This window comes from Aeromicrobium endophyticum (assembly GCF_003586285.1).
Taxonomy (GTDB): Bacteria; Actinomycetota; Actinomycetes; order Propionibacteriales; family Nocardioidaceae; genus Aeromicrobium; species Aeromicrobium endophyticum.
In genome coordinates, this window is record NZ_QUBR01000001.1 from 1954160 (window position 1) to 1965024 (window position 10865).

Annotated in this window: 11 protein-coding genes; 4 read left to right on the plus strand and 7 right to left on the minus strand. The window is 72.0% G+C overall.

Annotated elements, in window-relative coordinates; all coding sequences use genetic code 11:
• Positions 1-179 precede the first annotated feature (179 nt).
• Both DX116_RS09695 and DX116_RS09700 read right to left on the minus strand, forming a co-directional pair.
• On the minus strand, positions 180-1007 hold the full coding sequence (locus tag DX116_RS09695; protein ID WP_119703887.1) for a sulfurtransferase: 828 nt from the start codon (positions 1005-1007) through the stop codon (positions 180-182).
• 77 nt (positions 1008-1084) lie between these two features.
• Entirely contained in the window at positions 1085-1963 is an 879-nt protein-coding gene (locus tag DX116_RS09700) for a LysR family transcriptional regulator (protein WP_119703888.1), read from the minus strand.
• A 168-nt stretch (positions 1964-2131) separates the two neighbouring features.
• On the opposite strand from DX116_RS09700, the gene DX116_RS09705 reads away from it, so the two are divergent.
• From DX116_RS09705 to DX116_RS09720, 4 genes are all read left to right on the plus strand, one after another.
• On the plus strand, positions 2132-2860 hold the full coding sequence (locus DX116_RS09705) for an alpha/beta hydrolase (protein WP_119704216.1): 729 nt from the start codon (positions 2132-2134) through the stop codon (positions 2858-2860).
• Complete coding sequence (locus DX116_RS09710) at positions 2857-4212, plus strand: FAD-binding oxidoreductase (RefSeq protein ID WP_199715981.1); 1356 nt, start codon at positions 2857-2859, stop codon at positions 4210-4212. The genes DX116_RS09705 and DX116_RS09710 overlap by 4 nt, the downstream gene beginning before the upstream one ends.
• A gap of 86 nt (positions 4213-4298) precedes the next feature.
• On the plus strand, positions 4299-4802 hold the full coding sequence (locus tag DX116_RS09715; RefSeq protein ID WP_119703889.1) for an NADPH-dependent FMN reductase: 504 nt from the start codon (positions 4299-4301) through the stop codon (positions 4800-4802).
• Complete coding sequence (locus tag DX116_RS09720) at positions 4799-5302, plus strand: flavin reductase family protein (protein ID WP_119703890.1); 504 nt, start codon at positions 4799-4801, stop codon at positions 5300-5302. The genes DX116_RS09715 and DX116_RS09720 overlap by 4 nt, the downstream gene beginning before the upstream one ends.
• Before the next feature lie 71 nt (positions 5303-5373).
• Here DX116_RS09720 and DX116_RS09725 read toward each other — a convergent pair whose 3' ends face one another.
• The 5 genes from DX116_RS09725 to sfnG form a co-directional block, all read right to left on the minus strand.
• A complete protein-coding gene (locus DX116_RS09725; protein ID WP_119703891.1) occupies positions 5374-6504 on the minus strand; it encodes an LLM class flavin-dependent oxidoreductase in 1131 nt (376 codons plus the stop codon).
• A gap of 31 nt (positions 6505-6535) precedes the next feature.
• Positions 6536-7750: an SfnB family sulfur acquisition oxidoreductase gene (locus DX116_RS09730; protein ID WP_199715982.1), complete on the minus strand. Its 1215-nt coding sequence runs from the start codon at positions 7748-7750 to the stop codon at positions 6536-6538.
• Positions 7717-8187: an OsmC family protein gene (locus DX116_RS09735; RefSeq protein ID WP_119703892.1), complete on the minus strand. Its 471-nt coding sequence runs from the start codon at positions 8185-8187 to the stop codon at positions 7717-7719. The genes DX116_RS09730 and DX116_RS09735 overlap by 34 nt, the downstream gene beginning before the upstream one ends.
• Positions 8188-8307: 120 nt before the next feature.
• Positions 8308-9549, minus strand: a complete 1242-nt coding sequence (locus DX116_RS09740) for an acyl-CoA dehydrogenase family protein (protein ID WP_119703893.1) — start codon at positions 9547-9549, stop codon at positions 8308-8310.
• Positions 9550-9685: 136 nt separating this feature from the next.
• Entirely contained in the window at positions 9686-10831 is a 1146-nt protein-coding gene (sfnG, locus tag DX116_RS09745; RefSeq protein WP_119703894.1) for a dimethylsulfone monooxygenase SfnG, read from the minus strand.
• Positions 10832-10865 lie beyond the last annotated feature (34 nt).

The following is a 10865-nucleotide window of genomic DNA, read 5'->3' on the forward strand; positions in this document are numbered from 1 at the left end:
CCGGACGACACGACCGGCGCGGGTCGACCGCGACGGCGGTCGGGGCGTCCGGCGAGGTGCTCATGACGACCACGCTAGGTGTGGTCGTGCCGCGGGGTCCAACAGTTAATGGGGATGCGATCCCATAGCCTGCGACTATCAATCACGGCCTGCAATAGCAGGGTAAAACGTACTGTCGGTCAGGAGCCGGTGGCGACGGGGCGGTCGAGGTTGCTCCACTGCGACCACGAACCCGGGTAGAGGGCGGCGTCGACGCCAGCGATCGCGAGGGCGGCCGCCTGGTGGGCGGCGGTGACGCCCGAGCCGCAGTAGACGCCGACCGGGGTCGAGGCGTCGACGCCCAGCCCCTTGAAGCGGGCGCGGAGCTGCTCGGCGGGCAGGAAGCGACCGTCGGCGTCGAGGTTGCCGCCGGTGGGAGCGCTGGTCGCCCCGGGGACGTGACCGGCCTTGGGGTCGACGGGCTCGATCTCGCCGCGGAAGCGTTCGGGCGCCCGCGCGTCGAGCAGCACCCCGGTCCCGGCGAAGGTGGCGACGTCGTCGACGTCGAGCGTCGGCAACGATCCCGCCGTGAGCTCGACGGTGCCAGGGGCAGGCACGACGTCGACGCTCTCGAGCTCGCGGCCGGCGGCCACCCAGGCCGGCAGGGCGCCGTCGAGCAACCGGACGTCCGAGACGCCGGCCCAGCGCAGCAGCCACCACGCACGTGCTGCTGCGAGATTGCCCCCACCGTCGTACACGACGACGGAGGCTCCGCCCGACACCCCCCAGCGCCGGGCGGAGCGCTGGAGCGCGGCGACGTCGGGCAGGGGGTGCCGCCCGTCGGTCGGCGCGCCGTGGGCGGCCAGCTCGGTGTCGAGGTTGACGTAGACGGCGCCCGGCACGTGGCCCTTCAGGTACTCGCCGTGACCAGGAGGGCCTCCCAGGGTCCACCGCACGTCGAGGACGACCGGGGGACGGTCGCTCCTCAGGTCGCTGGCGAGCTGGTCGGCCGAGATCAGGACGGTCATGTCGACGACGCTAGGGACGCCGCCGACATCCGTCGAATGGTGATCGTGGATCGATGCCGATCACGGATGCGGATGGGTCAGCCGGCGAGCTCGAGGACCTTGAGCGTCCGCCGCTGGAAGAAGGCCTCACCGGCGGCGACGGCCGTCCGCTCGATCTCGGCGTCCAGGCCGCGTCGCGTGAGCAGGTTGAGCCCTGCGCTGCCGACGTCGGCCAGGTCGTCGCGGCGGACCAGGCCGGCCGGTGCACCGCCCATGCTGGGCAGGAGCGCGACACCGAGGCCCGCGCGGGCCCCGGCGAGCACGCCCTCGAGCGTCGTCGACTGCCCGGAGACCACGACGCGGTGGCCGTCGGCGGCGAGGGCGCCCATCGCCCGCTCGCGCAGAGCGCACGGCTCCTCGAACGCGACGAGGGGGAAGGGTCGGTCGTCGGCCGGCGGCGTCCAGCCCGGTGCGGCGTACCAGTGCAGCGGCATGCGGCCGATCTCGCGTCCGCCCTCGTTGCCGCGCGACGCCAGCACGAAGGCGAAGTCGACGCTGCCCTTCTCGACGAGCTCGGCGAGCCGCGTGGAGCGGCCGATCTCGAAGCGGGTCGTCACGCCGGGGAAGGAGGCGTCCAGGGCGCGGATCATCTCGGGCAGGACCTGGTCGGCCGAGTGCTCGCTTGAGCCGACGACGACGATCTGCTCGCTGTGCACCTTGAGCCGCTCGAGCGCCTGGTCGTGGACGCCGAGGATCTGGCGCGCCTCGGCCAGCACCAGCTCGCCGTCGACCGTGAAGCGCATGCCGCGGCCTTCCTTGACGAACAGCTTGCGCTTGAGGCTGCGCTCGAGCAGTCGGATGTGCTGGCTCAGGGCCGGCTGGCTGATGTGCAGCACCGTGGCGGCCTTGCTGAACCCGCCGCACTCCGAGATCGCGACGAGTGTGCGCAGGTGGTCGAGGTCGAGTGAGGAGGCCATGACGGGAACTCTAGGTACGCAGCGCATCCCCAGGATCCCGTCTCAGGGCCTGGAACGGGAGTCCGTCCTACGGCCACAAGGTGTATGGCGATCGATCACGATCCGGCATGGGACGTCATCACGCATGCGTCTTGGACAGTCCTGCCGGTCCTGGCCGACGCTGGTCACATGACTGTGGAGACCTTGTTGCAGGCGGAGTGGAACGAACCGGACGGCATCGCGCCGCGTGGCACCCTCGTGGTGGTCGGCGGCCGTGCGGAGAGCGCTGCCGTCTACCAGCGGTTCGGCCGGCGGATCGCGTCGGACGCCTACCGCGTCCGCTTCGTCGAGGGCGACCTGACCGACCTCGACGACGTCGCACGCCGCATCGACGCCGTGCTGACCGACTCGCAGACGACCCTCCCGGTGGTGCTGGTCGGCTCCGACACCGGTGGTGCCGTGGTGCTCGACTACCTGGCCCACCGACGCGACCTCGCCCAGCCCGACGGCGCGGTGCTGGCCGGCCTGACCTTCCCCGACGACGAGGTCGTTGCCGTCGACGACGAGATCAGCATCCGCACCGCCTGCCCCAACCACCGCAACGTGCTGGGTCGCGAGGGTGTCGACCACGTGCTCGGTGCCGTCTCGGCCCACGTCCCGCGACCGGAGCCCGGCTCGGTCTCGGTGCCGCTGCTGGTGGTCCACGGCGCTGCCGACGAGATCGCCCCGGTCGCTCGCGTGCGCCGGACCGTCCGCGGCCTCGCGCCGCGCATCGAGCTCGTGACGGTCGACGGCGGCCTGCACGACGCGTTGAACGACGTCACCCACCGCACCGTCGCCGCCACCGTCGTCCGCTTCCTCGAGCGGCTCAAGCGGGGGGCCGACCTGCGGCCGATCGCCGTCGAAGAGGTGCTGTGACGCGCGACCTGTCGTCGCTGACCGACGAGCTCGCCGACTGGTCGACCGCTGCCGACCGGCTCGCCGAGGTCGCGACCGACCGCTCCGGCTCGCCCGACGCGGGCGCTCCTGACCTGGTCGTCCGCGCCCGGTCGGTCGCCGAGGTGCAGACCGTGGCCCGGTTCGCGACGGCCCACGGCATCGCCCTGGTCACCAGAGGTGGCGGCAGCGGACTGGCCGGGGGCGCCGTCGCCGGCACCGGCAGCATCGTCCTCGACCTCTCCGGTCTCGACCGCATCGTGGAGCTCCGCCCCGCCGACCACGTGGCGATCGTCGAGCCCGGCGTGATCACCGCCGATCTCGACGCCGCAGCGGCCGCGCACGGGCTCTTCTACGCTCCCGACCCCGGCAGCGTCGCCATCTCGACGATCGGCGGCAACATCGCCACCAATGCCGGCGGGCTGCGGGGAGCCAAGTACGGCGTCACGCGCGATGCCGTGCTGGCCCTCGACGTCGTGCTGGCCGACGGGCGGCTCGTCCACCTGGGCGCCGGCACGCTCAAGGACGTCGCCGGCTACGACCTGATGTCGCTGGTCGTCGGGTCGGAGGGGACGCCCGGCATCGTGGTGGGGGCGACGCTGCGCCTCCGGCCGCGCCCGGCGGTCACCGCGACGATCGCGGCCTACTTCGCGTCGCTCGAGCTGGCCGCCGAGGCCGCCGTCGCGGTGCGCTCGACGGGCGTCCAGCCGTCGGTCCTGGAGATCGTCGACGGTGCGACGCTCGGCGCGATCGACCGCCTGGCGGGCAGCCACCTGCACGAGCGCGGCGAGGCGTTCCTGCTGGCCCAGGTCGACGGCACCGACGTCACGGCCGAGGTGGCGGTCGTCGAGAAGGCTCTCGTGGGCGCGACCGAGGTCCGGTCGAGCACCGACCCGGCAGTCAGCGCCGAGCTGCTCGCCGCGCGGCGGCTCGCGCTGCCTGCGATCGAGGCCACGGGTCGCGCACTGATCGAGGACATCGCCGTCCCGCCGTCACGACTGGCCGAGGCCGTGCGCCGGGTGCACGCCGTCGCCGAGGCGACCGGCACGACGATCTACGTCTTCGCCCATGCCGGCGACGGCAACCTCCACCCCATCATCGTGGTCGACGCCGAGCCGGGAGCCGCTCTGCCGGCCGCGGCCGTCGACGCGGCGGACCGGCTCTTCGCCCTGGCCCTCGAGCTCGGGGGCAGCGTGACCGGCGAGCACGGCGTCGGTCTGCTCAAGCAGCGCTGGGTCGCCCGTCAGGTCGGACCGGACGTCGACGGCCTGCACCACGCGATCAAGCGCGTGCTCGACCCCGCCGGCATCCTCAATCCTGGAAAGGCCGTCTAGTGACGATCGACACACCCACCCCTGCATCGCGTCCGTCAGGCGGGATCAGGCCCGTTGACGTGGGCGACCGGCCTACCGTGGAAGACATGGACATCACGGTCGTCGTCGGCAACCCCAAGCCGCGCTCCCGCACCTGGGACGCCGCGGCGCGGCTCGCCGACGGGCTCGGCGGCTCGGTCGGCGCGGCGTTCGACGTCGTCGACCTGGGCCCGGGCCTGCTGTCGTGGGGCGACGCCGCGGTGACCGAGGCGGTCGAGCGGGTGGCGGCCAGCGACGTCGTGATCGTCGCGTCGCCGACCTACAAGGCCACCTACACGGGCCTGCTCAAGCTGTTCCTCGACCAGTTCGCGGGGTCGACCGGGCTCGAGGGCGTCGTCGCGGTGCCGCTCCAGCTCGGCGGGGGACCCGCGCACCAGCTCTCGCCCGAGCTGCACCTCAAGCCCGTGCTCGTCGAGCTGGGTGCCACCGTCCCTGCACCGGCGCTCTATCTCGTCGACAGCGTCCCCGCCCCCGATCCGGTCGAGCAGGCCTGGGTCGAGCGGTGGGCCCCGGTCGTCCGTGCGGCTGCGGGAGCGGGGGTGCCGGCATGACGCACGACCACGACCACGAGATCGACCCCGAGGTGCTGCAGAAGGAGTTCCGCACCGCGATGGGCAACGTCGCGGCGGCCGTCTCGGTGGTCACGACCTTCCACGACGGCGCGCCGCACGGCACGACCGTCAGCGCGTTCTCGTCGCTGTCGATGGAGCCGCCGATGCTGCTGGTCTCGCTCGACAACCGTTCGAAGCTGCTCGCCAAGCTGCAGGTCGGGTCGAGCGTCGGTGTCAACGTGCTGGCCTCCCACCAGGACCAGGTCGCCCTCCGATTCGCCGGCAAGGGCGACGACAAGTTCCTCGATGTGCCGTGGGAGCTGGACCACGGGGCTCCCGCCCTGGCCGAGCGTCACGCCTGGGTCGCGCTGACGGTCGCGCAGCTCGTCCCGGCGGGGGACCACACCTTGGTACTCGGCGACGTCGAGGCCGCCGACGCGTCCCCCAACCAGGCGCTGACGTACTGGCAGCGAGCCTTCGGCAGCCACCAGAGCTTCTGACCGGCCTCCACCAGTTGTGTCATGGCTTCTGCGGGACCCGACCGCAGGGGCGATGACGCAGCGAGGTGCTGTCAGGTGACGAGGCCGCGCCGGCGCAGGAGGGGCACGACGCCCTCGGCGAACCAGTACGCCTCCTCGACGTGCGGGTAGCCCGACAGGACGAACTCCTCGACCCCGACCGCCGCGTACTCGGCGATGAGGTCGGCGACCTCGGCGTGGCTGCCCACCAGGGCCGTGCCCGCACCGCTGCGCATCAGGCCGATGCCCGACCACAGCGCCGGGTGGACCTCCAGCGAGTGCGCGTCGGCCGGGTCGTACCGCCCGCCGTGCAGCTCGCGCATGCGCCGCTGGCCCTCCGACTCGCTCGACAGCAGCACCTCTTGGGCCCGCGCGACCTCGGCGGGGTCGAGCTGCGACAGCAGGGTGCTCGCGAACGCCCAGGCGTCCTCGGAGCGGTCGCGGCTGATGGTGTGGAGCCGGACGCCGAAGCGCACGGTGCGCCCCTCGGCCTCGGCCAGTCCGCGGATCCACGCGATCTTCTCGGCCACGGCCGACGGCGGCTCGCCCCACGTCAGGTAGACGTCGGTGTGCGCCGCTGTGACGGGGCCGGCGGCGGCGGACGAGCCGCCGAGGTAGATCTCGGGCACCTCGGCGGCACGGCGGGTGCGGGCGTCCTCGACGTCGTAGTAGTCGCCCGTGAAGCTGCTGCCGGCCTCGGTGAACGACTCGCGGAACACCTGCAGGAACTCGGCTGCCCGGGCGTAGCGGTCGTCCTTGGCCACGCGGTCGCCGAAGCGCAGCTGCTCGGACGGGTCGCCGCCCACGACGACGTTGAGCAGCAGGCGGTTGCCCGACAGCCGCTGGAACGTCGACGACATCTGCGCGAGGAGCGTCGGCGTGACGAGCCCGGGCCGCAGGGCGACCAGGAACTTGAGCCGCTCGGTCTCGGGGATCAGTGCCGAGGCGACGACCCAGGCGTCCTCGCACGGGGTGCCGGTGGGCGTCAGGACGGCGTCGAAGCCGAGGTCCTCCGCCGTCCGGGCGACCAGCGCGAGGTAGCGCAGATCGGGCTCGCGGAAGCGTCCGGCGGTGTCGATCGACCCGCCCGACCGTCCGAGGTCGCTCGGGACGCTGTGCCCGCCGCCGACGAGGGCGCGGCTGTCGCCGGTGGTGGGCAGGAACCAGTCGAACGTCAGGGTCATGGGTGCCTTCTGTCGGAGGTACGGGTGTGGGTCACAGCTGGGGGCCGCGGGGCGGGCGCTCGCCCCGCACGGTCCACCGTCCGAGGTGCTGGAGCTTCCAGCGGATCGGGTCGTGGAGGGTGTGGGTGCGCGCGTTGCGCCAGTGGCGGTGCAGGTTGAGGCGGTCGTCGCTGGCGCGGGTGCCGCCCAGCTCGAACAGCCCGTTGGTCACCGCGAGGGCCGCGCGGTCGGCCAGCACCTTGGCGGCGGCGACCTGCAGGGACGCCTCGGCCGCGGCATCGTCGGTGCGGACGCGGTCGACGTGGTCGACGGCAGCACCGGCGACGTGCAGGGCGCTCTCGGCGGCGCGCACCTCGACCTCCAGCTCGCCGAACCGCTGCACGAGCAGGGGGTCGTCCTCGGCACGGTCGACCTGCGCCTCGAACCACGGATGGCTGGACGACCTCACGAACGCGGACGCCTCGGCGAGCGCGCCCCGGGCGATGCCGACGTCGATCGCGGCGTGCAGGCCCTGCGCGAGCGCGCCGTAGCCGTAGGGTCCGGTGACGGCCTCGGATCGCGGCACGACGTGCGTCGCGGGCAGGCGGACGTCGTCGAACGTGATCGTGCCGCTCGCGGTGGTGCGTTGGCCCATGCCCGTCCAGTCGTCGACGATCGAGACCCCGCGGGTGTTGTCGCGGACGAAGCCGACGTGGTCGACCCCGTCGTCGTCCCGCCCGAGGACCGCCAGCCAGTCGGCCAGCAGGCTGCCGGTGGAGTAGAACTTCTCGCCCGTCACGACGGCGTCGGACCCGTCCACGATGATCCTGGTCGAGATGTCGGTGATGGTGCGCCCACCGCGCTCCGACTGGGCGTTGGCGACGCGCTCGCCGGTCAGCACGGCCGCGAAGATCTCGTCCTTCAGCGCCGTGGAGCCGGCGAGCTCGACGAGTCGCAGGTAGACGAAGTGGCTCTGGGGGACCTGCGCGACGTTCGGGTCGGCGGTCGCCAGCAGGCGTGTCAGCTCGAAGGCTGCGGACGCTCCGCCGCCTGCGCCGCCATGGGTCGCCGGCACCGTGATTGCCAGCGCACCGGTGGCCGAGAGCGCGTCGATCTCCTCACGGGGGAGCTGCCGCTCGCGGTCGCGGTCGGCAGCTCCCTCGACGATGTTCGGCACGAGCTCGCGCACGGTGGCCAGCAGCTCGGGGACGCCGCGAGGAGTGGCGGGCACCGTCAGGACGCGGCTTCCAGCGGGAGCGCCGTCCACGTCGACGTGTAGTCGAGGCTGCTGCGCTTGAACAGCTGCGTGACGGGGCAGCGACGCTCGAGCTCGCTGACCAGCGTCGCGAACGTGGCCTCGTCGGCGTCGGTCTGCACCGAGGCCTCGACGCGGACCGCGTCGAAGTTGGCGTTGCCCTCGGCGCCGCCCACGAACACCGACGGGTCGAAGTCGCCGGTCGCCGCGAACGTGAACTCTCCGAGCGTCACGCCGAGCTCCTTGGCCACGAGCTGGGCCGAGATCTGGTTGCAGCCGGTCAGGGCGCCGAGCGTGTACGAGAGGGGGCTGGGTGCCGAGTCGGCCCCGCCGAAGGGCGGCAACGTGTCCGACTCGAACGTGTGCGAGACGTCGCCGGGGACGCTGATGTTCTGCGCGACGCCGGTGCCGGTGCCGTGGACGACGAACGGGACGATCTGCTTGGCCATGTGGTGATCCTTCGAGTGGGTCGGGTCTCGATCGTCCCCCGAGGACCGGGGTGGTCCCGGACGTTCTCGACGTTCGGGACCACCTCGCGGGACACGGTGTTCCGTGCTACTTCGCGTGGCTCACGTGTACCAGGACGGCTCCGGCACCCGGCCCAGCAGCGCGTACTCCCCGACCTCGCGGCGCTTGTAGGCGACGGGGTCGTGCAGCGTGTGCGTGCGGGCGTTGCGCCAGTAGATGTCGAGGCCGACCGAGCTGCTCGTGGCGCGGGCTCCCGTCAGCTCGTAGATCGTGGTGCCGACCGCGAGCGCGACATCGGTCGTCAGCTGCTTGACCGCCGCGATGCGGACGGCTGCGTGCCCACGCTGCTCGGGCGTCAGGGCCTCCCGCTCGGCGTGCAACAGCCCGGAGATCTCGGCACCCGCGGCGTCGGCGAGCGCCTCAGCGGCCCACACCTGCGACTGGAGGCGTCCGTAGCCCTCGAGGATGTACCACTCCTCGGACGCGCTCTGCTTGTCGTCGCCGCCGTAGGGCCACGCGCGGGTGTTCTTGCGCGTGTAGGCCGTCCCGGCCTTCAGACCGCCCTGGGCGATGCCGAGGTAGAAGTTGGCGAAGACCAGCTGGATCGTCGGCAGGTTGAGCGTGCCGTAGGTCAGCTCGATCGGCTCCTTGTCGACGTAGCCGGCCGCGGCGGCCCACGGGATGCGCACGTCCGTGATCGTCACGCCGCCCGACTCGGTGAGCCGCTGGCCGAGGTTGTCCCAGTCGTCGTGGAAGACGATGCCGTCCTGCTGCGTCGGGACGATCGCGAACACGTGCTTCTCGGTCCCCTCGAGGACCCCCTCCAGAACGGTCAGGTCGCTGACCTTCGAGCCGGTCGAGAACGACTTGCGGCCGTTGTAGACCAGCTCGTCGCCGTCCTCCGTGATCGACAGGTCGTTGTCGCGCGGGTTGACGGCACCGCCGAAGAAGAAGTCGTTGGTGGTGTACAGCTCCTCGACCGCGGCGATCTGCGCGGGCGTGCCGACCAGGCGGACGGCCCACGCCCACAGGTAGTGGTAGCCGATGAGCTGGCCGATCGAGCCGTCGCCGGAGGCGATCTCGCGGATGACCCGGTAGGCGGTCTCCCACGTCTCGCCGGCCCCGCCGTGCTCGACGGGGCCGAGCAGGGTCACCAGGCCTGCATCCTTGAGCAGCTGCACCTCGGCGGTCGGGACGGCCTGCGCGCGGTCGCGCTCGACGGCGTCCGTCGCGAGGATGCCGGCGACGTCGGCGGCGCGGTCGAGCCAGCCGGCGGTGGTGGTGGGACGGGGCTGATCGGCCCACGGGGAGGAGGCGAGGGCCTCGTGAACGGTGGTCGTCATAGTCTTTCCTTGTCTGGTTTCTCTAGCGGGATTCTTCGGACACGCCTGCCGGGTCCTGGTCGACCCGGCAGGCCTTTCTCGGTGTGACCCTCGAGCCTGTCGAGAGGGCCTCTCGACAGGCTCGAGGAGCAGGGATTCAGCGGGCGGGGGCGAGCTCGCCGGCGCGGACGGCATCCGCCTCGAGCTCGCGGACGATCGGCAGCACCTTCTCGCCGAAGTAGGCGATGTCCTCGAGGTAGTGCAGGAAGCCGAGCAGGAACAGGTCGACGCCGAGCTTCTTGTACTCCACGATGCGCGTCGCGACCTGCTCGGGCGTGCCGATCAGTCCGGTGCGGAAGCCGTCGTTGTACTGGACGAGGTCGCGGGTCGTGGAGTCCGCCCACATGCCCTTGCCGTCGCCGCTGGACGCGCCGGCCTGCCGCACGGCCTGGCGGAAGCCCTCGACCGCCTCGGGGTTGGCCTTGGCGATGATCTCCTCGAGCACCGCGTGGGCCTCGTCCTCGGAGTCGCGGGCCACGACGAAGCCGTTGAGGCCGAACTTCGGCGGCGTCGCGCGTCCGGCCAGGGCGGCGTTCTGGTTGACCTCGAGGTACTGCTCGGTGAAGCCGTCGAAGTCCTTGCCGTTGGAGAAGTACCAGTCGGCGACGGTGCCACCGTTGCGGCGGGCCGCCGTGGAGTTGCCGCCCTGGAAGATCTCGGGGTGCGCGCGGCCCGGCACGTCGACAGGCGCGGGCCGCAGGGTGAAGTCGTGGATGCGGTAGAAGTCGCCGAGGTGGGTGAACCCTCCCCCTCCATCCTGCGCCGAGGTCCACAACCCACGCAGGACACGGATGAACTCCTCGCTGCGGCGGTAGCGCTCGTCGTGCTCGAGCCAGGCCTCGCCGAGGCCCGTGAACTCGTCCTTGAACCAGCCGCTCACGACGTTCACCGCAGCCCGGCCACCCGAGATGTGGTCGGCGGTGATGATGAACTTCGCGAGGACGGCGGGGTGCCACAGGCCGGGGTGGATGGCGGCGATGACCTTGAGCTTCTCGGTCTGGGTCAGCAGGGCCAGCGAGAGGCTCGTCGACTCGTGCTGCTGGTCGGCGCCGTACGACGCCGTGTAGCGCACCTGGCTGAGGGCGTACTCGAAGCCGACCTTCTCGGCGAGCTGGGCGACCTCGACGTTGAACTCGTACGACCAGTCGGTGCGTTGCTCGATCGTGCTGGTGACGAGGCCGCCGGAGACGTTGGGGACCCAGTAGGCGAACTTCAGCGGGTCCTGGGCAGTGTGTTCGGGCATGGCAGAACGGTCCCTTCGGGGATGGGTGATGGGG

Excerpts from the sequence above, each read along its gene's own strand:
- DX116_RS09695 (WP_119703887.1), bottom strand. The coding sequence starts at position 1,007 with ATGACCGTCCTGATCTCGGCCGACCAGCTCGCCAGCGACCTGAGGAGC.
- DX116_RS09700 (WP_119703888.1), bottom strand. The coding sequence starts at position 1,963 with ATGGCCTCCTCACTCGACCTCGACCACCTGCGCACACTCGTCGCGATC.
- DX116_RS09705 (WP_119704216.1), top strand. The coding sequence starts at position 2,132 with ATGACTGTGGAGACCTTGTTGCAGGCGGAGTGGAACGAACCGGACGGC.
- DX116_RS09715 (WP_119703889.1), top strand. The coding sequence starts at position 4,299 with ATGGACATCACGGTCGTCGTCGGCAACCCCAAGCCGCGCTCCCGCACC.
- DX116_RS09720 (WP_119703890.1), top strand. The coding sequence starts at position 4,799 with ATGACGCACGACCACGACCACGAGATCGACCCCGAGGTGCTGCAGAAG.
- DX116_RS09725 (WP_119703891.1), bottom strand. The coding sequence starts at position 6,504 with ATGACCCTGACGTTCGACTGGTTCCTGCCCACCACCGGCGACAGCCGC.
- DX116_RS09735 (WP_119703892.1), bottom strand. The coding sequence starts at position 8,187 with ATGGCCAAGCAGATCGTCCCGTTCGTCGTCCACGGCACCGGCACCGGC.
- DX116_RS09740 (WP_119703893.1), bottom strand. The coding sequence starts at position 9,549 with ATGACGACCACCGTTCACGAGGCCCTCGCCTCCTCCCCGTGGGCCGAT.
- sfnG (WP_119703894.1), bottom strand. The coding sequence starts at position 10,831 with ATGCCCGAACACACTGCCCAGGACCCGCTGAAGTTCGCCTACTGGGTC.